A 21,357-nucleotide genomic window follows, 5' to 3' on the forward strand; every position below is an offset into this window, starting at 1 on the left:
CGACATGACGCAGTCATTCGATGCACGGCATCGTTGCCGCACCCACGCTCGCGCGCATACCGAATAAATCCGACGGGCGCACTCACCACGATCCCGCCGACACACGCGATCGGCCCGCGTCGCCGAGCTGGTGCGGGCAAACCACGCGCGGCGGGCGAATTCCGGCACGGCGGTGGCGGGTGCGTCAGGGCGCGATGCGGTCCAAGACCAGTGGGGGCGCTGGGTGGTCGGACGGGGGGCCGATGGTGACGGAATTGGCGAGGGCGGCGCGGGCGGCAGGGAAGGCGGCTGGGGTGTCGGTGTGCAGGGTTAGGAGAGGTTGGCCGGTTTTGACGGAATCGCCTGGTTTGGCGTGCATTTCGATTCCAGCGCCGAACTGGACGGGATCGCCTTGGCGGGCGCGGCCTGCGCCGAGCCGCCAGGCGGCGATGCCGACGCCCATAGCGTCGAGGCGGGTCAGGACCCCGTCTTCGGTGGCAGGCACGATTTCGGTGTGCTTCGCGCGCGGCAGGGGCGCGTCCGGGTCGCCGCCCTGCGCCTCGATCATCGCGCGCCAGTGGTCCATCGCGCGACCGTCGGCGAGGACATCGGCCGGGTCGACGTCGAGTCCGGCCTGGGCGACCATCTCGCGTGCGAGGGTGAGCGTCAGTTCGACGACGTCGGCGGGGCCGCCGCCCGCAAGCACCTCCACCGACTCCGCGACCTCGAGCGCATTGCCCGCGGTGCGGCCGAGCGGGGTATCCATCGCGGTCAGCAACGCCACCGTCCGGACCCCCGCATCGGTGCCGAGTTCTACCATGGCCGTTGCCAATTCGCGCGCACCGTCCAAGGTCTTCAGGAAGGCTCCCGAGCCGACCTTCACATCGAGCACCAGCGCGGCGGTGCCCTCGGCGATCTTCTTGCTCATGATCGAGCTGGCGATCAGCGGGATCGATTCCACCGTCCCCGTGACATCACGCAGCGCGTAGAGCCGCTTGTCGGCCGGTGCCAGATCCGCGCCCGCCGCACATACCACCGCCCCGATCCCGGGATCGGCCAAGATCTCCCGCATCCGCGCCACCGGAACATCGGCCCGCCACCCCGGGATCGCCTCGAGCTTGTCCAGCGTCCCGCCGGTATGCCCGAGCCCACGCCCCGACAGCTGCGGCACCGCCGCCCCGCACGCCGCGACCAACGGCGCGAGCGGCAGCGTGATCTTGTCCCCCACCCCACCGGTCGAATGCTTGTCCACGGTCGGCCGCGGCAGATCGGTGAAGTCCATCCGCCGCCCCGACGCGATCATCGCATTGGTCCACCGCGCGGTCTCCCGCCGCGTCATCCCTCGCCACACGATCGCCATCGCCAACGCCGCCATCTGCTCGTCGGCCACCGCCCCCTTGGTGAATCCATCCACCACCCAATCGATCTGCGCATCCGACAGCTCCCCGCCGTCCCGCTTGGCCGTAATGATCGAAACCGCGTCCAATGCCGTCACATCGGCCAGTCTGGCACGAGACACGCTCGAACCCTGGTCCTTGTCGGTGCCCTCCGATAGCCTCTGCCCATCATCGAGTCGATGTTTGGGGGAGCAATGACGTACGCACACATGGACCGCCGCGCGACGAATCTCGAGGCCCGTATCCGCGAGGTCGAAGAGGGCTTCAGCGAGTCCCAGTTGAAGCTGACGCGACGAGTCACGGCAATCGAAATCGTCCAAAAACGAAGCTTCTGCCGCATCCTCGAGCAACTCGGCATCCCCGCCGACGAAGTCTCACAGATCACGGTCACAACCGAGTCCGAGATCGACGCGGTCCTCGAAGAAGACTGCTGAGTGCCACCATGACATCCGTACACATCGATCGCCGCTTGGCACGGCTCGAATCCCGGTTCGCCGATATCGAAGACAGCCACAGTGAGTCGCTGCTGAAACTCACCAGGGGTGATACCCGCTGCCACATCGAAACCGGCCGACTGATCGACCATGCCAACAGCGTGAGCCGAGCCTTCACTCTCATCATGGAGCGGCTGGGCATTCCGCCGATCGATTTTCCGCCCGTTACCCGCGCCACCGAGTCCGAGATCGACGCGGTCCTCGAAGAAGACCCATGACATCCGCACACATCGATCACCGCTTGGCACGGCTCGAATCCCGGTTCGCCGATATCGAAGACAGCTACAGTGAGTCGCTGTTCACACTGACCACGTGCGGCGCCAAGAGTGATCTCATGGACAGCCGAACATGGCTTCAATCGCCCGGGGGCGCGGGATAGCGCTGATGATGTAACGAATGGGACTCGCGCCGATCGAGGTTCCGTTGGTTGCCGCGCCGACCGAAGAAGAGATCGACGCACAGCTCGAAGGGAACTGTTGATCGCTGCGGCATCCCCAGCTATCCCCCGCGCTCATTACGTCTGACCGGCATCCAGATCGGCGGGGCCGAAGGCATCGGGCAGCAGGGTTCGTAGTGGGACGGGTCCGGACTTGTGATCGACCAGGAGGTCGGGTCCGCCGTGTTCGTATAGCAGCTGACGGCAACGGCCACAGGGCATCAGGATTTCGCCGCGGGAATCGGTGACCGAGAGCGCGCGCAACCGGCCGCCACCGCCCGTGAACAGATTCCCGATCAGTACACATTCGGCGCACAGGCCTAATCCGTAGGAGACGTTTTCCACATTGCAGCCCACGACCACCCGGCCGTCGACGAGGCCGGCCGCCCCGACCGGGAATCGCGAATACGGCGCGTATGCCCGCCGCATTACCTCATATGCGCTGTTCCGTAATAGTTTCCAGTCGATATCCACGTATTCGCTGCCTTCCGTAGTCGAGGGTATGGAGTGGGCGACTCGGCTCATCGGATTGTCCCGCCTCAGCCCGCTGTCGCCCAGCTCGACCCCACGGCTGATCGTGGGAGGGGAGATTCGGGTGCCGTTGCAGGCACATGCGAATCTGGGCGGCGCCGATTAGCCGTGCCGCAGCCCGGCGATCGACTCCTCGGGCCGGGCATCCGGATACCCGGCCCAGATCTCCATGCGCGGCAACAGATTTCGGATATCATCGAATTCCCTTCGGCCACTTCGGAAGGTGAAATCGGTGTCCGGTCCGATCAGTGACGGCCTGTGGAATTCGCACGTCACGCCGGACAGCTATGCGGGCCGGTATCAGGACGCGGTACTCGAGCAGTACAAGCTGTATGTAGAGATGGCAGACCGGGTCAGCGCCCGCCGCAGCCTGACCAACAGCTTCTTCCTCACCCTCAACACCAGCGCCTTCACGATCATCGGCATCCTGTTGCAGCTCCATCCGAGCCGCGGGGTGTGGACGCTGGTGTTCCCGACGCTGGCGCTGGTCGTGCAGTGCGGGGCCTGGTACTACCTGCTGCGGTCCTACCGTCAGCTCAATGCCGCCAAATATCTGGTCGTCGGCGCGCTGGAGGAGCGACTGCCCGCGTCACCGTACTGGCGTGCGGAGTGGACCGCACTCGGTCATGGCCGAAACCGGCGAATCTACTGGCCGCTCACCCATCTCGAGCAGTGGGTTCCGGTCATATTCGCGCTCACCTACGTGGTCACCTATGTCGTCGCCGTGCTGATGTGATCGGGGAGTGTCGGCATGACCGCGGAGGATCTCCGGCAACGTGTGCGCGCGACCGAATCGAAGGCGCTGTGGTCCGGGCTGGGCAACACCGCACTTACGCTGCCGTGGGCCGCGGCGATCATCGGATTGATCTTCTTCGCACCGGATCCGCTGCACAACGGTATTCCCGAGGTGTCCTTATCGCAGTGGCATCAGCTTGTGCTGTTTGCGGTGGTGCCGTGCGGGTTCGGGTTGTGGGAGCGCGCCTCCGAAGGGGCGCGCAACTGGTATGCCTGGTACAGCGCGCATCGGGTGCGCCGCAACGTCGACCGCCATCCCGAGCGCGCCGCGCTGCTGGTTCCACCGCTCGAGGCGCATCTGAGCGAACTGCGCGCGATCCGGGGGCACCGTCAGGTGGCGTTCCGGCGGGTGCGCTGGGTCGCGATTCCGATCGGGCTGATCATCGCGGTGCTGCTGTTCGGCGTGCGGCTAGAGGATCCCGACGGCACGCTGCGCGATGCTCCGGAAGCCGTGGCGCCGACGGTCGCGGTACTCGCGGCGACGTCGCTGGTCATCATCGCGTTCGCACTACCGCGTTGGCGACGCTGGTACGCGGCGTATACCGCCGAGAAGTGGTCGGGTGACCCGGCATATGCCGCGGTGCTCAGTCATCTCGGTCCCGACCCCCAGTACGTTCGCGCGTCCGAGATTCCCCCGTTGCGAGTGCAGTTCGTGACGCCGAAGCCGGTCGACCATCGGTTGACCGTGGTGTCGTCGGCGCGCAACGTGTTCAGATCGCCGCCGCTGCAGATCGCCTATCTGCGACTGTTCGAGAACCAGGCCAGGGTCCGCAATTTCCTGCACGGAGCGTGGCGCGAATTCGGCTACGTCCACATCCTGCGTAGCTCGGGTTCGGTGAGCCCGGCCGAGATCGCACGAGCGCGGGCCGACAATGCGATACGCACCATGTTCGCCGCATCGCCGCGCACCTTTCGTACCGCACTCGCCGGATTCGGATCCGAACCGCTGCCACCGGGTAAGCACCGGCTGACCGGGATCACCAATATGCCCGAACGCGTGGACGATCCGGCCGGGAGCTACCCCGTCCGCGCACTGCTGTGCCACGGCAGTTTCTGGAAGAGCGCGGTCGACCTGCTGCTGGCCAGGGTCGATCTGGTGGCGGTCGATCTGTCGGGATATGTTCCGGCCAACGCCGGAACGCAGTTCGAACTGCAGCGGGTGATCGACCGGTTTCCGATCAATCGCGCGGTGCTGCTCTGCGATGCGGGCACCGACCGCGCGTTCATCGAGGCTCAGGTGCGCTACCACTGGTCGCAGATGGCTTCGGGTTCACCCAATGCCGGGACCGCCGAACGCACGATCCTGATCGCCATCACGGGCGCGGGGCGACGCGCGGACCGCGAACTCATGGTGCGGTTGCTGGAACGGCGCCGATCGATGTCGTAAGCGAAATTCAGCCGTAGTGGACCGCAATCCGGGATAGTCTCTGTTACCGATGAGTAGGTTAACTCCGGGCGATTGAGACATTTTCCACATTGCAGCCGCTCACAATTCGGCCGCCGGAACTGAGAGCTGCGGCGCCGACCGGAAACCGCAAGCGCAAATCATAGGCGTTGCACATAATTTGAATTGCCTTGTCGCGCAAGATTTTCCAGGCGATATCCGACATCGACACCCCCTCCCGAGCCGAGCGTCACTTGCCCGCGCGAGGGCCACGGCGGAACCCTTCACGCATCAAGAAAGGTAAACCTAACTCGGCCGACTGTAGCGCAACGCACGGCACGCCGAATTAGTTCCGCGATTCGGAGGGGATTAGAGTCCAGATCAGATCGGTTCAGGTTCCCGGCGGCGGGCCCCGCGCGAGCTATTTGGAGCAGCAAAGCGCAGCCACCTGGGCATTTACATCCACGTCGCCTGCCTCGGACTTGCAACCGGGTCCATCAACGACGTTGGAGGCACCGCACTCTATGACCACGATCGAAGCTCCGGCACAGCCGAAGCGGAAGACGCTGTACCGAGGCGACCCCGGAATGTGGTCCTGGGCGCTGCACCGGATCACCGGTGTCACCATCTTCTTCTTCCTCTTCGTGCACGTCTTGGACACCGCACTGGTTCGGGTCAGCCCCGATACCTACAACCGCGCCATCGAGACCTACAAGAACCCCATCGTCGCGCTGATGGAGATGGGTCTTGTCGTCTGTGTGCTGTTCCACGCGCTCAACGGCGTACGCGTGATCCTGGTCGACTTCTGGGGCAAGGGCCCGAAGTACCAGAAGACGATGCTCTGGGTGATTCTCGCCATCTGGTTCCTGCTGGTGGTTCCGGCCGTCGGTCGCCAGTTCTTCTACCTGTTCACGGAGCACTGACATGAGCGCACCTGTTCTCGGTAAGTCTTATGACCGGCCCGCGAGCCTGGATCTGCCCCGCTCGCCGCGTGCCCGCTCCAACAACAACTTCGAGAAGTACGCGTGGCTGTTCATGCGCTTCTCCGGCTTGCTGCTGATCGTGCTGGTCCTTGGCCATATGGCGATCATGCTGCTGCTCGATGGTGGCGTGAAGCGCCTGAACTTCGCCTTCGTGGCGGGCCGCTGGTCCAGCCCGTTCTGGCAGTTCTGGGATCTGACCATGCTGTGGTTGGCCCAGCTGCACGGCGGCAACGGCCTGCGCACCGTGATCGCGGACTACTCCCGCAAGGATTCGACTCGGTTCTGGCTGAACACCCTGCTGGCCATCTCGATGATCCTGGTCGTCGGCGTCGGCACCTACGTCATCTTCACCTTCGACCCCAACATCAGTTAGGAACAGGCGAACTCGATGAGTGAATCCCGGATTCAGGAGCACCGCTACGACGTCGTCATCGTCGGTGCCGGTGGCGCCGGTATGCGCGCGGCGATCGAGGCCGGTCCCCGGGCTCGCACCGCCGTTCTGACGAAGCTCTACCCGACGCGCAGCCACACCGGCGCCGCACAGGGTGGCATGTGCGCCGCGCTGGCCAATGTCGAAGAAGACAACTGGGAATGGCACACCTTCGACACCGTCAAGGGTGGTGACTACCTGGTCGACCAGGACGCCGCGGAGATCATGGCCAAGGAGGCCATCGACGCGGTGATGGACCTGGAGAAGATGGGTCTGCCGTTCAACCGCACGCCCGAGGGCAAGATCGACCAGCGGCGCTTCGGCGGCCACACCCGCGACCACGGCAAGGCCCCGGTTCGCCGCGCGTGCTACGCCGCCGACCGCACCGGCCACATGATCCTGCAGACGCTCTACCAGAACTGCGTCAAGCACGACGTGGAGTTCTTCAACGAGTTCTATGTGCTCGACCTGGTCATGTCCGAGACCGAGCGCGGTCCGGTCGCGACCGGCGTGGTCGCCTACGAACTGGCCACCGGCGAACTGCACGTCTTCCACGCGAAGTCGATCATCTTCGCCACCGGTGGTTCCGGCCGGATGTACAAGACCACCTCGAACGCGCACACGCTGACCGGCGACGGCATGGCGATCGTGTTCCGCAAGGGTCTGCCGCTGGAGGACATGGAGTTCCACCAGTTCCATCCGACAGGCCTTGCCGGTCTCGGCATTCTGATCTCGGAGGCCGTCCGCGGCGAGGGCGGCATCCTGCGCAACGCCAGCGGTGAGCGTTTCATGGAGCGCTACGCCCCCACCATCAAGGACCTCGCGCCGCGTGACATCGTCGCCCGCTCGATGGTGCTCGAGGTGCTGGAGGGCCGCGGCGCGGGACCGAACAAGGACTACGTCTACATCGACGTGACCCACCTCGGCGAGGACGTGCTCGAGGAGAAGCTGCCCGACATCACCGAATTCGCGCGCACCTACCTGGGTGTGGACCCGGTGAAGGAACTGGTGCCGGTCATGCCGACCTGTCACTACGTGATGGGTGGCATCCCGACCCGGATCCGTGGCGAGGTGCTGCGCAACAACACCGATGTGGTGCCCGGTCTGTACGCCGCCGGTGAGTGCGCGTGTGTGTCGGTGCACGGCTCCAACCGCCTCGGCACCAACTCGCTGCTGGACATCAACGTCTTCGGCCGCCGCTCCGGCATCGCCGCCGCGGAATACGCCCAGCGCAGCGAGTTCGTGGACATGCCGGAGAACCCGGCGCAGATGGTGCAGGACTGGCTGGCCATGCTGCTGTCGGAGCACGGCAACGAGCGCGTCGCCGATATCCGCACCGAGCTGCAGTACACGATGGATATGAACGCCGCGGTTTTCCGCACCGAGGACACCCTCAAGCAGGCGCTCACCGATATCCACGCGCTCAAGGAGCGCTACACCCGAATCACGGTGCAGGACAAGGGCAAGCGCTACAACAGCGACCTGCTCGAGGCCGTCGAGCTCGGCTTCCTGCTGGAGCTGGCCGAGGTCACCGTGGTCGGCGCGCTCAACCGCAAGGAATCGCGCGGCGGCCACGCCCGCGAGGACTACCCGGACCGCGACGACGTGAACTTCATGCGGCACACGATGGCCTATAAGGAGGGTGCGGAGCTCATCTCCGATATCCGCCTCGACTTCAAGCCGGTGGTGCAGACCCGCTACGAGCCGATGGAGCGTAAGTACTGATGACTTCCGTACTCGAAACACCCCCGCAGAAGGCCGCACCGGTCCCCGAGGGCTCGGTCATGGTCGACGTCAAGGTCGCCCGGTTCAACCCGGAGGACGACAAGGGCGCGCACTGGGAGACCTTCCAGGTGCCGGTGCTGCCGACCGACCGGTTCCTGAACGTGCTCATCTACATCAAGTCCTACTTGGATGGCACGCTCACCTTCCGCCGCTCCTGCGCACACGGTGTCTGTGGTTCGGACGCCATGCGGATCAACGGCGTGAACCGGCTGGCCTGCAAGGTGCTGATGAAGGACATGCTGCCCAAGGGCGGCAAGACCCTCACCATCACCGTCGAGCCGATCCGCGGCCTGCCCGTGGAAAAGGACCTCGTGGTCAACATGGAGCCGTTCTTCGACGCGTTCCGTGCCGTGAAGCCCTACCTGATCACCTCGGGTAACGAGCCCACCCGCGAGCGCATCCAGAGCCAGGCCGACCGCGCCCGGTTCGACGACACCACCAAGTGCATCCTGTGCGCCTGCTGCACCACATCCTGCCCCGTGTACTGGAGCGACGGCAGCTACTTCGGCCCGGCCGCGATCGTGAACGCGCACCGCTTCATCTTCGACAGCCGCGACGAAGGCGCCCGCGAACGCCTCGACATCCTCAACGACGTCGAAGGTGTCTGGCGCTGCCGCACCACCTTCAACTGCACCGAGGCCTGCCCCCGCGGCATCGAGGTCACCAAGGCCATCCAGGAAGTCAAGCGCGCCCTGCTCTTCGCCCGCTGACCCCTACCGGCATCCGAAGGCCGCCTCCATCGAAAGATGCGGGCGGCCTTCGTCGTCTCCGGATCAGCTGGCAGCGCTCGCCAACGAGCGCTCTATTCCCTTTCCGCGCTGGGCGAAACTCGCAATAGACGATAAAGGGGCGGATGTTCCAGGGGGCATGACTGGAGATGGGGCCGTGGAGGTCGTCGATGTTCCTGAGCGGAATGTGTATGAGATCAGGGTCGATGGGAAGGTGATCGGGCAAGAGTTCTATTTCGATGTTGGTGTGCAGCGGGCGTTCTATGCGACCGAGGTGGATCCCGCGTTCGGAGGGCGGGGGTTGGGTGGGGTACTGATTCACGATGCGCTCGCGGATGCGGTGGCCGGTAATCGTCGGATCGTGCCGATTTGTCCGTTCGTGGTGCGGTGGGTCGGCAAGCACAACGAATTCGCGACGAGCATCGATGAGCTGATGCCCGCTCTGCTGCAGCGGATTCCGGCGCTCCCGAAGTCCAAGTGATATTGGAATACCCAGTGCCACAGGAGATTTCATTCGCAGGACCGGGTCAGCGGGGCCGCGCTGGCCCAGACCTCGCCAGCGATCACCACGTGGTCGAGGAAGCGTAGGCCGACGGTGCGGGCGGATTCGAGCAGCAGGGTGGTGGCGCGGCGGTCGTCGAAGCTGGGGGACGGATCGCCGGAGGGGTGATTGTGCACGACGGCGAAGGCGCGGCCGTCGTATCGCAGCACGGTGTTCAGGATTTCGCGGACCGGAACGGCGACGCGGTCGATGGCGCCCTCGGCGACGAAGACCTTCTGCCGCAACCGGTTCTGGGCATCACACACGAGCACGAGCAGCCGCTCCACCCGAGCACCCGCGAACAGGGGCAGCGCGATCCGAACGATATCGGCGGCACCGTCGAGGCGGGGCGCGGTTTCGGGACTGTTGCGGGCCCTGGTGCCGAGGTGGAAGGCGGCGGTGATCGCGGCGGCCTTCGCTACCCCGACACCGGCCCGTCGCGATAATTCCTCGGGCCGCGCGGACGCCAAACCGGCGATGCCACCGTGTTCGGCGAGTAGTTCGACGGCCATGTCCAGGGCACTCTCACCCGGGCGGCCCTGGCCCAACAGCAATGCGAGCAGCTCACTGTCGCTGAGCGCGTGCGGCCCCAGCGTGAGCAGGCGTTCCCGTGGTCGTTGACCGAAGGGCAGGTTGGCAATGGGTACCGACATCAAATCCCCCTCGAATGCGGTGCGATAGCTCGGATCATGCCAGCACCCACCGACAGGTCCGTCGTGGTCGATATCGGTGCGCGGACACCGGTCTGCGCGCCGCGACCCGGTCGGGCAAACTAAGGCGCGACGTCGCAACGATGGGGATCGAATGCTCAACTGGCGCAGTCGGAATGCGTGGGGAAGACAACGACCGGTCTGGCTCGCCGCGGTACTCGTATTGGCGGCCGCATGCGGCACGCAGCCCCAGACCGTCGAGGGCCCGCACCTCGACAACAGCCCTGGCCTGGGCAAGTACTACCACCAAACGCTGGTGTGGGGTTCCTGTGACGGCTACGAGGGCGGCGCGGACCTCACCTCGGCCGGACTCGAATGCGCTCGGGTCGCGGTACCCATCGATTACGCGCAGCCCGACGGCAATACGGCGCGCCTCGCGATCTCACGACTGCGCGCCCGCGGGGCGAAGGTCGCCTCGATCCTCACCAATCCGGGCGGACCCGGCGGTATCGGATTGAGCCTGCCCGCCGAACTCGCGAAGACGCCGCTGACCGAACGCTTCGACGTGATCGGCATCGATCTGCGCGGACTCGGCGCGTCGACGCCGAAGCTCGTCTGCGACACCCCTGAAGAACTGGCGGCCGAACGCGCCGGCCGCACAGCCGAATACGTGCCCTTCTGGATGTCGCGGGCCGAACACGACAGCATGAATCTGGCCGCCAGATGCGTGCAGCGCACCGGATTGGATCTGCTCTCGCATGTCGGAACCCGCGAGTCCGCCGCCGACCTCGACATCATCCGCGCGGTGCTCGGTGAGGAGAAGCTGACCTACTTCGGAGTCTCCTACGGCACCCGGCTCGGCTCGACCTACGCCGAGATCTTCCCGGACCGGGTCCGGGCCATGGTCCTCGACGGCGCGGCCGATCCGGCCACCAATATCGCCGATCCGGTCATCGTCTCCGCCGGTCTGCAACATGCCTTCGACGCGTACGCCGCGGACTGCGTCAAGGCCCCGGACTGCCCCATCGGCACCGAATCGGCCAAGGCGTCCGAGCGCATGGCCGCACTGCTGCGGCCGCTGGCCGACCGGCCCGCCACCACCAGCGACGGTCGCGGCCTCGGCTACTCCGACGCCTCGACGGCGGTGATATCGACCATGTACACCTCGCGGGCCTGGCCCGTGCTGACCCGCGGCCTGACCGAACTGACCAAGGGCAATGGCGACATCCTGCTCACCCTGGCCGACGCCTATCTCGCACCCGAGGCCGTTGACACCGGCTACAAGACCGCCGTGCACTGCCTCGACGATGTGCGCATCGCCGATCGAGACAGTGCGCTGGAACTGGACCGTCGCGTCCGCGCCGCCGCCCCGGCCTTCGACAGGGGTCACGTGAGCGAGTGGATTCCCTTCGACGCCTGCGCATTCTGGCCCGTGCCCCCGACCAGTCGCCCGCATGTCCCGACCGTGACCGGACTCCCGAAATTGGTGGTCGTCTCCTCGACCGGCGATCCGGTCACGCCCTATCAGGGCGCGGCGAATCTCGCCCGTGCGTTGGGCGCCGCGTTGGTCACTTACGAAGGCATCCAACACGGTTCGTTCCTGGACGGCGTCAAATGCGTCGACGAACCGGTCCTGAAATACCTGATCGAGCTGACCCCACCCCAGGAAGGGCTGCGCTGTCCAGCTCAATAAATCAGCCGGTCAGCCGTCGGCCGTGATCACCTCCGGGCCGGGCAGGGCACACTCGCTGGCGACTGCATGCAGGTCGCTGGAAAGGGCCAGCACACCGGAGGCCAAACGCTCCAGATGGTGGAGTTGCCGTTCGTGCACAACGATTCGGCGCAGCGCCTCGTTGATGGTGGCGTTACTCGTCGACGTGCCCATGATGGCGGCCGCGGCGGCGAGCAATTTCTGGTCGAGATCGATCCGCACGGTTTTCATGCGCCCTCCTTCGTACATTCGCCATATTGCTTTATAGGACTCGCTCATGTCCGGCAAATCGGATACACCGGCAGAATCCGGATTCGATGAACCGTGGCACGACCACCACTGATCAGCTGGCCCTCGCAAAGGCCGGTCCGCGGCCGGTATTCACCCGAAAAAGCACACTCAGCTAGGCAGTTTGACCACCTGGGCGGGCTTTTGTTGTAGCAACGGCCCAGCAGTGCTTGCATCGACGTATGTTCACCGAAGCTCGGCTGTACTCGCCGGTGACCCGGTCCGGCGATGGCGATGTCATGGTGCACCTGAGCGACGAGCACCCCGGCGTACACGACCCGGAATACCGGGCCCGCCGTAATGCGATCGCCGCGCTGGCGCTGGATTACACACCGGGTAAGCCGCTGCCGCATATCAGCTACACCGATGAGGAAGAGCAGGTGTGGCGCATCGTCTCGGCGGAACTCGCTCGCAAACACCAGAAGTACGCCAGCGCGGAAGTGCTGGAAGCCGCCGCCAGGCTCGGTTTGCCCAGCGATCACATCCCACAGCTCGAAGAGGTCTCCGCGGCACTGACCCCGCTGACCGGATTCCGCTATGTCCCCGCCGCGGGCCTGGTGCCGCTGCGCGAGTTCTTCGGCTCCTTCGCCGACCGCGTCTTCCATTCCACCCAGTACATCCGGCACCACTCGGCCCCGCTGTACACCCCGGAACCCGATGCCATCCACGAGATCATCGGGCACGCCAACCAGATAGCCAGCCCGCGCTTCGCCGCCATCTACGAGACGGTCGGTGCGGCCGTGGCCCGATTGACCACCGAGACGGCACTCAAATTCCTGGCCGACGTCTTCTGGTTCTCGATGGAATTCGGCGTGGTCCGGGAGAAGGACGAAATCCGTTGCTACGGTGCCGGATTGCTCTCCTCCTACGGTGAGATCGAGGAGTTCCGGCACGCCGAGCTGCGACCGCTCGACGTCGCGACCATGGGCACCGCCGTCTATGACATCACGCACTACCAGCCGATTCTGTACTGCGCGCAGTCGATTTCGGAGATCGAGGACGTGATCGGCGGATTCTTCGCCACCATGGACGACGACTCGCCGCACCGCGCGCTGCGCGACCGTCGGGTAGCAAGCTCGAATGTTGCTGGCACACATTAGCGTTCACGACTGTTTCACATATCGCGACAACCGACCTGCTGACTGTTAGCCTGCCTCGCGTCCAATCTCTTTTTGAAGGGGCGAGAGCCGAGATGACAGTTGATACAACGGATTCCACATCGCAGACGCCGCTGTGGTTGCAGGGCCGGGACGCGGTGGTCGCCGCGACGCCCGCCGCGGATTGGCGCGGCAACGCACCCGATTACCACCTGACCAACGAAATCGTGCCGCGCGAGCGCACAACCAACCACGAGGCCGGCTCGCTCGAGGCCATCGTCGAGGACCTGGTGCGGGTCTTCGAGATGGAGGTCTCGCACAAGAAGGATCCGGCGACCTGGGTCTCGCTGGTGGCCGAGCACTACCGCGGCCGGGTCAACGGCGGACCGTGGCAGGACGCCGAGGAGTTCGCCAGGATCGGCAGCTACAACATCCTGATCGGCGATAACCCGTACTACGAGGTCGAGCAGGAGACCTTCGAGTCCTCGCACGCGACCTTCCACACCGCATTCCCGAACGGCTTCTTCTGGGAGGTCCTGGAGGTGCTGGCCGGGCCGCCCGCGGTCACCTTCCGCTGGCGGCACTGGGGCCGCTACGACGGCGAGTACAAGGGCCACCAGCCCACCGGTGAGTTGATCGAGATGTTCGGCGTGACGATCGCCAGGGTCAGCGACGACCTGCGCATCCTCGAGCTCGAGCATTTCTACGACAACAACAAGCTGCTCGGGCCGCTGGCGCATGGCTGCCCGGTGACCAAGTCCGCCTAGGGTTTTCGGCCGCTCGGCAGGCTACTGATTGCCGAGCGGCAACCCCTCCTCGAGGAAATCCAGGGCGCGATTGAGGTTCTCGGCGTTCAGCGGGGAGATCGTCGCGATGCCGAGTGCGGCGCCGGCGATGGCGCCAGCGGTCACCCGGATCTCGAAATCGTCCGGATCCCGGCCCATATGCTCGGCGAGCAGACCCGCCATCAGGTCGATACTGCGTTCCAGCTCCAGTCCGATGGCGGCGCGCAGCTCGGGCACGTGGTACAGCAGAGCCTGACGCTCCTGTTCGAATGCCAACTCGGCCGCGGGCAGCTTGGCGAACACCCCGGCCGCCGCATTGCGGAACGCGGTCAGCGGCGGGACATCGCGCGGCTGCGCCCGCAGCGCGTCGATCATCAGCGGATCGAGATCGTCGGCGAGCACCAACTGTTCCTTGGTCGGGAAGTAGCGGAAGAAGGTGCTGGGTGATACCTCGGCCGCCGCGGCGATCTGCTCAATGGTGGTCTCGTTGTATCCCTGCTCACGGAACAGCCGGAACGCTTCTTCGCGAATCGTGCGGCGGGTCCGTTCCTTCTTCCGCTCACGCAGGCCCTGCGCGGCCGTCCCGTCAGCGGGTAGCTCAACCGACATGTGTCGATTCTGGCCCATCGACGGCGACCAGCGCGTCCGGTATCGCCTCCGCGCCCTTCTCCGCGTCCGCGGCCCGCCGCGGCAGCACCCGCAGCGCGAACGGCACCGCCACGGCGCAGATGGCCGCGCATACCCACAGCATCGCGCTCATCCCGCTGACGAAGGCCGACTGCACCTGTTCCAGCATGGCCGCGTTGCCGGTCGATTTCGCCACCGCCACACCGGCATTCACGCCGTCGCGGACCGGTTCGACATTCAATGCGCCGAGATCGCCGCGGTACACGGTAGCCAGCACGGTGCCGAGCAGCGCCACCGCGATGGTGCCCGCCGCCTGCCGCAGCGCCTGCAGCACCGCCGAGCCGACGCCAGCGCGGGCCACCTCGAGATCGTCCATCGCGACCGCCATGCCGACCGGCAGCCCGAGGCCCATGCCCGCACCGGTCAGCGCGACCCAGAGTGCGACGAACCAGTACGACGTGCCCAGCTCGGTCAGCGCACCCAAACCCAAGCCGAGCGCGAGCACCGCCAGCGCCGAGGCCACCATGAGCGCCGGTCCCAGCTTCGGCCGCAGCCGGTCCCCCAGCCGCGAACCGATCAGCAGTCCGCCGATCATGGGCAGCAGCCGCACTCCGCTGCCGAGCGCGTCGACACCGAGGACCGCCTGGTAGTACTGCGGCACCGTGAAGAACAGGCCGAACAAGCCGAAGGTGATGATCACGGTGAACGTCGCGCCCCAGCGGAAGCCGGGACTGGCGAACAGGCCGAGATCGATCAGCGGGAAGCCGGCGCGGCGCTGCCACGCGATGAACACCGCGAATATCGCGACACCGCCGAGCAGCGCGCTCCAGCCGAGCCCGTTGCCCCAGCCCTTGTCGCCGAGTCGGATGAATCCGTAAGTGACACCGAGCATTCCGAGGATCGACAGCACGACACCCGGCAGATCCAGCGGCCGTTGTTCCGGGTTCCGCGATTCCGGAACCAGGGCCGCGACGGCCGCCGCGCCGATCACGACCATCGGGACATTGATCAGGAATACCGAGCCCCACCAGAAGTTATCGATCAGCCAGCCGCCGAGGATCGGCCCCAGCGGCAGCCCGAGTGCGGTCGAGGTGATCCAGATGTTCATGGCCTTGGCCCGCTGCGCCGGGTCCGGGAACAGCACCGGCAGCACCGCCATCGACAACGGCATCATGACCGCCGCCGCGACGCCGAGCACCACGCGCGCCGCGATGAGTTGACCGGCGGTGGCGGCGAAGGCACAGGCCAGTGACGCCGCTCCGAATACCACCAGCGCGCCGAGCAGCAGCTTTTTGCGGCCATAGCGGTCGCCGAGTGCACCAGCGGGCACCATCACGGCCGCGAGCGCAAGTGTGTACGCGGTGCTGAACCACTGCAGCGCACCGGTATTCGCATTCAGGTCGATGGCGAGGGTGGGCAGCGCGACCGTCAGCACGGTCATATCGAGGCCGATGGTCAGCATCGCCACGGCCAGCGCCCCCAGCGCCAGCCAGCGGCGCGTCGAATCCGTCTTCATACGCCCTCCAGAAAATGATAGTTACAACTTTTTGATAGTAGCTCTCATTTACTAGTTTCTGTCAATACCCGGAGCAGGCGTGCCGAGGACGGCCGCGCCAGCCCGGCACCGGCGCACCCCACCCGTTACGCTCTGATCCGATGACGATCCGGGACCTTCGCCACTTCGCCAGGCCGAATCGCGGTTCCGTGGGCCCTGCGCCGACGAGAATCCGGGATGTTCGCCGCCTCTGCGTGCTCTGCCTCGGCACCGTGCTGGCCGCTGCCGCGGTGACCTGGGGCGGCGCGGCGACGCCATCGCAGGCGACGCCGTCGGTCATCACGACAACGCCGTTCACCACCCCGAATACCGATGGGTGCCCGCAGAAGACGAAGCCGCCGAACCCGATCGACGAATCCGAGGTTCCGGAACCGGGCGAGCCCACGCCGACGCCGCTGTCCGTGCCGATTCCGCCGGTCGGCGGCTCGCGCTTGGGCGAATGCGGCGTCGTCCTCCCCCGCGGCGCACCGGCGGTGCCGCAGGACATTTCGGCGACGGCCTGGCAGGTGACCGATCTCGATACGGGAGAAGTGCTCGCCGCCAAGGATCCGCACGGGCGCTACCGACCCGCCAGCACGATCAAGGTGCTGCTCGCGACCGTCGCGCTGCGCTCCCTCGATCTGAACAAGACGGTCACCGGCACCCAGGAAGACGCGAACGCCGACGGCACCCGGGTCGGCATCGGCCCCGGCGGCCGCTACACCAACCGTCAGCTCATGCAGGCGCTGATCATGGCGTCGGGCAACGATGCCGCGCACGCCATCGCCGCCCAACTCGGCGGCGACGCGGGTGCCGTGCAGAAGATGAACGAACTGGCAAAGTCGTTGTACGCCTTGGACACTCGCACCGCCAGCCCGTCCGGCCTGGACGGTCCCGGCATGAGCACTTCGGCCTACGACCTGTCGGTGCTGTTCCGCGAGGCCATGACCATCCCGCTGTTCGCCGAACTCATCCACACCGAACAGATCGACTTTCCCGGCTTCCCCAAGGATCCGAAAAACCCCGACGACAAAGACCATCCGGGCTTCGCCGTCGCCAACGACAACCACCTGCTCTACGAATACGAGGGTGCGATCGGCGGCAAGACCGGTTACACCGACGACGCCAGGCAGACCTTCGTCGCCGCCGCCCAACGCGACGGCCGCAGGTTGGTCGTGACGCTGCTGAAAGCCGATGTGCTGCCGCTGCGTCCATGGGAGCAGGCCGCCCGCCTGCTCGACTACGGCTTCGCGCTGCCCAAGGGCTCCACCGTCGGCAAGCTCCCCGAAACCAAGTCCGGATCCCCGAAAGCCACTGCGGGACTTGCCTCCCCACCCCCAAAGGACACCGACCACGAGGCGCAGCCCGCGGACGAGCCCGACAACCACTCGGGCACCCGCACGCTACTGCTGATAGGCGGCGTCGTCCTGATCCTCGCACTGCTGCTCGGAGCGCGCCGGGTAAACCGCCACCGATAGCGCCGCACACACGTTTCCTCGGGAAGTTCCGATGTGGTGATATGCCTCCGGATAAGCGCGACTGATGGACCGGGTTGGGGTTGGCGATGCGGCTCGGCTTTGCCGTGAGCTTGGTCGCGGTCCGGTGGCGGCGTCATCGCTGTCAGCAGGCGGCCGGTCACCTGCGTCAGTCCCAGCCCGATGTGCGCCTGGCCCCGGACCAGACCGGTCGATCCGGTAGTAGCGGACTTTGTTCGGGCGTCAGAGACAGTTACCGGGTGCGAATCGGCTCCCTCGAGCATCTGATCGAGGTGTCCAAGACTCAGCAGGATCGCGGCGCGGACTGGTGGCGCCCGACTCGCGGGGCTCGAGCGGCGGATCAGGGGATCGGTTGTGCCAGGCGGGTGATTTCGCGGCGGATGGTGGACTGGTCGCAGGGGGCGATGTGGAATTCGTTGTACTGGTGGCGGTAGTGGTAGCGACCGTCGCCTTCGATATCGAACCAGTTCAGATATTCGGGTGCGGCAGGATGCGAATCGCTTAGGCCGCGAAGGATTTCCACGGTTCCGGAACCGGAGCGAGGGGCGCGCAGTAGGCGGTAGATCCGGTCGGATGCCGTCTCTTTCAAGCCGGTCCAGGATTCGAGATTGTCGACCAGGCTTTGGACATCCTCGGCCTCGGCCGGATGCCGTCCGGGCGGCACGTCGCCGAGCACCGCCGTGAATACGGCGGGCACGATCGCGGCGCCGCCGACCTCGAGCACGACATTGCCGCCGAATTCGATTGTGGGGCCCGGCCGTTGCACCAGGGTGACGCCGATGTCGGCGTCGATCGCGCCGAACGCGCGGATCGGGCGTCGCCGAGTTCCGGTGAGCGTCAATGCGATTCGCGGATCGGCTGCCACACGCAAGGCGGCTGATAGGTCCGGGTTGGCGTGCAGCGGCATGCGGCGGTCCAATTCGCGGGTGAGCCGGTCGAATTCGTCCTCCCAGCGCACCGAGGCGATCAGGCGCAACGGAAAGGGGTAGCGATCCGACCGCGTCTCGCGCCAGATGTGCATAAACTCATCGGGCGTGAACTCGAACTTCACCCGCGCCCACCGCTCGGGTGCGCTGAGGGCGCGTCGGCCCCGATCGCCGGGGGAATCGCCGGATCGTCCGGGCCGACCAGCTCTTCGTACTCGCCGATCAGGTAATCGGGGACCTTGCGGCTCGCCTCGTCCTCCCCCGATTTGCGCCCCGCTCCGGGCGACATGCCCGACATGCCGTTGCGGCCGGTGCTGACCGCGCTGGTCTCGGCAGTGGAAACCGTTGCCGCGCTGGAGTTTCCGGCAGTCGGAACGCCGGTGATGCTACGTCCCGGACTCGGTGTGGTGCTGCTGTCGGGTCCGGATGCGCCGCCCGATCCAGAGGTGCCGAGGCCGCCCGAATGTCCCGGGGTCATCTGGGTGCTGGTTGTCGCGGCGGGCGAGGTGGCGGTGGTGCTCGCGGCCGTCGTCGGGGACTGCGTCTGTTGTCCGGTAGTGGAATTCGAGTCGAGACTCGTGGGGGTCACCGTGCCCTGATCGGACCCCGGTGTCCCCGATCCGTTCGACTCGCCGTTGCCACCGCCGGTGTTTCCGTTGCCAGATCCGGTGGTGCCGCCATTACCGCCCCCACTACCACTACCGCCACCGTTACCGCCGCCCGGCCCGGTACCGCCCTCGTTGCCCCCGCCGCCCGGCGACGTGACCGGTACGAATGTCGGGACTCCGGACCCGGCGGGACCGTAGGACGGTTTGTAGTTGTTGTTCATGGTGTCGATCGCCGTGCGATGCAGCGCCTCGATACCGCGCTGATAGGCGACCTCCTGGCTGTCACCGGCCCCGACAAGTCCCGCGCCGACCGCGGAAATAATGACCTGCGCAGGGTCCAATGAGCTCGCCGAACCCCTGCTCCCTTGCGCCGCGGACGGTGGCGGCACCGTCATCTTCACCACTTCGGCAGCCGACGCCACGCCCTTTATCCGGTGCCCGCATGCATTGATCACCTGCTCGACTTCACTGGCCTGCCGATAGAACGTCTGCGCCGCGTTGAGCGCCGCATCGGCCATGGCCCCCTCGATGCCCGAAGCCAATGCCTTCTGAATCGCGAGATTCGCACCGAACAGCCCACCGCTCAGCGCGGTGGCAATGCTGATCCAGGTATCGGCCTGCTGATGCATGATGCCCGGACTCATCTGCTGGGCGTGGGTGTAGATCTCCTCGTGAGTGATGCCCTCGAACTGCTCCAGCCGAGTGATGTACGCCGGATCTTGCCCGTCCGCAGCGAGTTTCGTCCCGTACTGCTCCGCGCCCTGCTGCTGACCGCGTGAAAGCGTGCTCTGCTGGGTGGTGTCGGGCTTGCGGCTCGAATCGAATGCACCGAGCGCCGAGGGAACATCGTTGATGTTGAGCGGGCCGGTCATGGTTAGTTGTCCTTGCCGATCTCCGGTTCGATGGTGGAGGCGATGTCGGTGATGCCGTCACAGGCGTTGAGGGTTTGTGGGGCGCGGTCAGTGAGGTCGACCGCCATCTGCACGAACCCGACCTTGGTTCGGACATCGACTTGGCAGCCACGGTGCACTTCCGGGTCACGGACCAACAGGGCCTCGCGGCCGTTCACACTGGTTGACTCGCTGAACGCGCCCACCTTCGCGAGGTTTTCCTGCCAGGTCGCGTTTCCGGACAGCAAACTCAGGTCTCGCAGTTGGGAAGAGAAGTGGCAGACCAGAAAACTGTACTCAGCGATGAGATCTCTTCCGCGCCCCCGTGATGCGGGATCGAACCCGGCCTTTTGAATGGTCTCGTCGCTGATCCATGTGCACGGGTCGAAGACGATCTTGGGACGTCCCGTACTGGCGGTGTATTGATTGTCCTGCGAAGGCGGCTGGAGCTTCGGGTTCGTCAGTGTCGGCCGAGCCGATTGCGTGCCAGCGGACGATGTCGAGGTTTGACTTGAGTCGGCCGGTGTCGAGTTGCCGTTGGATGAACAGCTCGCTGCCAGCACAGCGACGGCTATCGCCAGCATTGCCAGCAGAGGATTGCGGTTTCCGGTCATGTCGAGTGAACCTCCGTGGTGGCGGTATTGATCGACCTCGCGTTCATGGCGTCGGCTTCGTCCACCAGCTGACCCGCGCGTAGGTAGGCCGCCGCCATCTTCAGTGCCGCCTCTTTCATCCCGTTCAGAGCCTCCGTCATCTTCACCGCCTTGCCGGAAAATCCGTCCTGAAGCTGCTTGGCGGATTCAAACCCACCGAAGCCTTCCATCCGGTGCAAGTCTTTTGACGCGGTGATCTGTGGATTGAGTGTGGTTTCGACGAACCTGGTGTAGACCTCAGCGCACCGCCGTGCGGCGTCGGCCTCCATCCGAAACGTTCCCCCAGTGGCCTGCTGATACAGCGCATTCGCGGCCGATTGTCCCACTTCCATCGACTGCCCCTCCCTCGCTGTCCGTGCGCTTACTGTACTGGACGCGTGAAACGGTCAATCGGTTCCATTGGGACGCAAAGACAGTCTCGATTGGTTTCTATCCTGCGGGTTCAGACCACTGGTGCCGCGTTCTGTCCGAGCCCGTTCACCCAGCCGTGTACCGCCACAGCGGTTCATGGCGGGTCTCAAGGAACCCACGGATCGGGAACGCGCAGGTGCTGATGGCCCCAGCGAATATGCCGCTGGATGCAATCTGTCCTGGGGTTATGTCCTGATC

24 protein-coding genes are annotated in these 21,357 nt (G+C 65.6%); 13 read left to right on the plus strand and 11 right to left on the minus strand.

The window, feature by feature from the left end; translation table 11 throughout:
- Positions 1 to 184: 184 nt before the first annotated feature.
- Complete coding sequence (locus ACHQ4I_RS38215) at positions 185 to 1,474, minus strand: thymidine phosphorylase (RefSeq protein WP_420777079.1); 1,290 nt, start codon at positions 1,472 to 1,474, stop codon at positions 185 to 187.
- Between the two features lie 96 nt (positions 1,475 to 1,570).
- On the opposite strand from ACHQ4I_RS38215, the gene ACHQ4I_RS38220 reads away from it, so the two are divergent.
- Both ACHQ4I_RS38220 and ACHQ4I_RS38225 read left to right on the plus strand, forming a co-directional pair.
- Positions 1,571 to 1,810 carry a hypothetical protein gene (locus ACHQ4I_RS38220; protein WP_420776797.1) on the plus strand — a complete coding sequence of 80 codons (240 nt, stop codon included), beginning with the start codon at positions 1,571 to 1,573 and terminating at the stop codon, positions 1,808 to 1,810.
- 8 nt (positions 1,811 to 1,818) lie between these two features.
- Positions 1,819 to 2,088: a hypothetical protein gene (locus ACHQ4I_RS38225; protein ID WP_420776798.1), complete on the plus strand. Its 270-nt coding sequence runs from the start codon at positions 1,819 to 1,821 to the stop codon at positions 2,086 to 2,088.
- A 296-nt stretch (positions 2,089 to 2,384) separates the two neighbouring features.
- On the opposite strand, the gene ACHQ4I_RS38230 is transcribed toward ACHQ4I_RS38225, so the two are convergent.
- Positions 2,385 to 2,831 (minus strand): cytidine deaminase, encoded by a 447-nt coding sequence (locus tag ACHQ4I_RS38230; RefSeq protein ID WP_420776799.1) that lies wholly within the window; start codon positions 2,829 to 2,831, stop codon positions 2,385 to 2,387.
- 238 nt (positions 2,832 to 3,069) lie between these two features.
- Between ACHQ4I_RS38230 and ACHQ4I_RS38235 the strand changes: the two genes are divergently transcribed.
- Both ACHQ4I_RS38235 and ACHQ4I_RS38240 read left to right on the plus strand, forming a co-directional pair.
- Positions 3,070 to 3,573, plus strand: a complete 504-nt coding sequence (locus ACHQ4I_RS38235; RefSeq protein ID WP_420776800.1) for a RipA family octameric membrane protein — start codon at positions 3,070 to 3,072, stop codon at positions 3,571 to 3,573.
- 15 nt (positions 3,574 to 3,588) lie between these two features.
- Positions 3,589 to 5,019: a hypothetical protein gene (locus ACHQ4I_RS38240; RefSeq protein ID WP_420776801.1), complete on the plus strand. Its 1,431-nt coding sequence runs from the start codon at positions 3,589 to 3,591 to the stop codon at positions 5,017 to 5,019.
- 58 nt (positions 5,020 to 5,077) lie between these two features.
- Here the strand turns inward: ACHQ4I_RS38240 and ACHQ4I_RS38245 are convergent, their stop codons facing one another.
- Positions 5,078 to 5,242 carry a cytidine/deoxycytidylate deaminase family protein gene (locus ACHQ4I_RS38245; RefSeq protein ID WP_420776802.1) on the minus strand — a complete coding sequence of 55 codons (165 nt, stop codon included), beginning with the start codon at positions 5,240 to 5,242 and terminating at the stop codon, positions 5,078 to 5,080.
- A gap of 298 nt (positions 5,243 to 5,540) precedes the next feature.
- Between ACHQ4I_RS38245 and sdhC the strand changes: the two genes are divergently transcribed.
- The 5 genes from sdhC (at position 5,541) to ACHQ4I_RS38270 (ending at position 9,423) form a co-directional block, all read left to right on the plus strand.
- Positions 5,541 to 5,939 carry a succinate dehydrogenase, cytochrome b556 subunit gene (gene sdhC / locus ACHQ4I_RS38250; protein WP_420776803.1) on the plus strand — a complete coding sequence of 133 codons (399 nt, stop codon included), beginning with the start codon at positions 5,541 to 5,543 and terminating at the stop codon, positions 5,937 to 5,939.
- A gap of 1 nt (position 5,940) precedes the next feature.
- Complete coding sequence (locus ACHQ4I_RS38255; protein WP_420776804.1) at positions 5,941 to 6,372, plus strand: succinate dehydrogenase hydrophobic membrane anchor subunit; 432 nt, start codon at positions 5,941 to 5,943, stop codon at positions 6,370 to 6,372.
- 15 nt (positions 6,373 to 6,387) lie between these two features.
- Complete coding sequence (sdhA, locus tag ACHQ4I_RS38260) at positions 6,388 to 8,154, plus strand: succinate dehydrogenase flavoprotein subunit (RefSeq protein ID WP_420776805.1); 1,767 nt, start codon at positions 6,388 to 6,390, stop codon at positions 8,152 to 8,154.
- Positions 8,154 to 8,924, plus strand: coding sequence for a succinate dehydrogenase iron-sulfur subunit (locus tag ACHQ4I_RS38265; protein WP_420776806.1), 771 nt, complete (start codon positions 8,154 to 8,156; stop codon positions 8,922 to 8,924). Before sdhA ends, ACHQ4I_RS38265 begins: the two co-directional genes overlap by 1 nt.
- Positions 8,925 to 9,081: 157 nt before the next feature.
- Positions 9,082 to 9,423, plus strand: a complete 342-nt coding sequence (locus tag ACHQ4I_RS38270) for a GNAT family N-acetyltransferase (RefSeq protein ID WP_420776807.1) — start codon at positions 9,082 to 9,084, stop codon at positions 9,421 to 9,423.
- Positions 9,424 to 9,452: 29 nt separating this feature from the next.
- Here the strand turns inward: ACHQ4I_RS38270 and ACHQ4I_RS38275 are convergent, their stop codons facing one another.
- The gene (locus ACHQ4I_RS38275) at positions 9,453 to 10,136 is read right to left on the minus strand and encodes a JAB domain-containing protein (protein WP_420776808.1); all 684 of its coding nucleotides are present in this window, start codon (positions 10,134 to 10,136) and stop codon (positions 9,453 to 9,455) included.
- A 151-nt stretch (positions 10,137 to 10,287) separates the two neighbouring features.
- Between ACHQ4I_RS38275 and ACHQ4I_RS38280 the strand changes: the two genes are divergently transcribed.
- Complete coding sequence (locus tag ACHQ4I_RS38280) at positions 10,288 to 11,826, plus strand: alpha/beta hydrolase (protein ID WP_420776809.1); 1,539 nt, start codon at positions 10,288 to 10,290, stop codon at positions 11,824 to 11,826.
- Between the two features lie 9 nt (positions 11,827 to 11,835).
- Here the strand turns inward: ACHQ4I_RS38280 and ACHQ4I_RS38285 are convergent, their stop codons facing one another.
- Positions 11,836 to 12,075, minus strand: a complete 240-nt coding sequence (locus ACHQ4I_RS38285; RefSeq protein WP_420776810.1) for a type II toxin-antitoxin system VapB family antitoxin — start codon at positions 12,073 to 12,075, stop codon at positions 11,836 to 11,838.
- Positions 12,076 to 12,314: 239 nt separating this feature from the next.
- Between ACHQ4I_RS38285 and ACHQ4I_RS38290 the strand changes: the two genes are divergently transcribed.
- Positions 12,315 to 13,232, plus strand: coding sequence for a phenylalanine 4-monooxygenase (locus ACHQ4I_RS38290; protein WP_420776811.1), 918 nt, complete (start codon positions 12,315 to 12,317; stop codon positions 13,230 to 13,232).
- Positions 13,233 to 13,324: 92 nt separating this feature from the next.
- Positions 13,325 to 13,996, plus strand: a complete 672-nt coding sequence (locus ACHQ4I_RS38295; RefSeq protein WP_420776812.1) for an ester cyclase — start codon at positions 13,325 to 13,327, stop codon at positions 13,994 to 13,996.
- Positions 13,997 to 14,017: 21 nt separating this feature from the next.
- Here the strand turns inward: ACHQ4I_RS38295 and ACHQ4I_RS38300 are convergent, their stop codons facing one another.
- Together ACHQ4I_RS38300 and ACHQ4I_RS38305 are read right to left on the minus strand one after the other, a co-directional pair.
- On the minus strand, positions 14,018 to 14,623 hold the full coding sequence (locus ACHQ4I_RS38300) for a TetR family transcriptional regulator (RefSeq protein WP_420776813.1): 606 nt from the start codon (positions 14,621 to 14,623) through the stop codon (positions 14,018 to 14,020).
- Positions 14,613 to 16,157 carry an MFS transporter gene (locus tag ACHQ4I_RS38305; RefSeq protein WP_420776814.1) on the minus strand — a complete coding sequence of 515 codons (1,545 nt, stop codon included), beginning with the start codon at positions 16,155 to 16,157 and terminating at the stop codon, positions 14,613 to 14,615. Before ACHQ4I_RS38305 ends, ACHQ4I_RS38300 begins: the two co-directional genes overlap by 11 nt.
- A gap of 140 nt (positions 16,158 to 16,297) precedes the next feature.
- Here ACHQ4I_RS38305 and ACHQ4I_RS38310 point away from each other — a divergent pair, with 140 nt between their 5' ends.
- On the plus strand, positions 16,298 to 17,653 hold the full coding sequence (locus ACHQ4I_RS38310) for a D-alanyl-D-alanine carboxypeptidase family protein (protein ID WP_420776815.1): 1,356 nt from the start codon (positions 16,298 to 16,300) through the stop codon (positions 17,651 to 17,653).
- A gap of 358 nt (positions 17,654 to 18,011) precedes the next feature.
- Here ACHQ4I_RS38310 and ACHQ4I_RS38315 read toward each other — a convergent pair whose 3' ends face one another.
- From ACHQ4I_RS38315 to ACHQ4I_RS38330, 4 genes are read right to left on the minus strand one after another with little or no spacing between them, the layout of a single operon-like run.
- On the minus strand, positions 18,012 to 18,722 hold the full coding sequence (locus ACHQ4I_RS38315) for an ESX secretion-associated protein EspG (protein WP_420776816.1): 711 nt from the start codon (positions 18,720 to 18,722) through the stop codon (positions 18,012 to 18,014).
- Positions 18,719 to 20,077 carry a hypothetical protein gene (locus ACHQ4I_RS38320; RefSeq protein WP_420776817.1) on the minus strand — a complete coding sequence of 453 codons (1,359 nt, stop codon included), beginning with the start codon at positions 20,075 to 20,077 and terminating at the stop codon, positions 18,719 to 18,721. The genes ACHQ4I_RS38315 and ACHQ4I_RS38320 overlap by 4 nt, the downstream gene beginning before the upstream one ends.
- A 2-nt stretch (positions 20,078 to 20,079) precedes the next feature.
- Positions 20,080 to 20,709, minus strand: coding sequence for a DUF3558 domain-containing protein (locus ACHQ4I_RS38325; RefSeq protein ID WP_420776818.1), 630 nt, complete (start codon positions 20,707 to 20,709; stop codon positions 20,080 to 20,082).
- Positions 20,706 to 21,080, minus strand: coding sequence for a hypothetical protein (locus ACHQ4I_RS38330; RefSeq protein WP_420776819.1), 375 nt, complete (start codon positions 21,078 to 21,080; stop codon positions 20,706 to 20,708). Before ACHQ4I_RS38330 ends, ACHQ4I_RS38325 begins: the two co-directional genes overlap by 4 nt.
- Positions 21,081 to 21,357 lie beyond the last annotated feature (277 nt).

Source organism: Nocardia nepalensis (assembly GCF_048910785.1).
GTDB classification, from domain to species: domain Bacteria; phylum Actinomycetota; class Actinomycetes; order Mycobacteriales; family Mycobacteriaceae; genus Nocardia; species Nocardia nepalensis.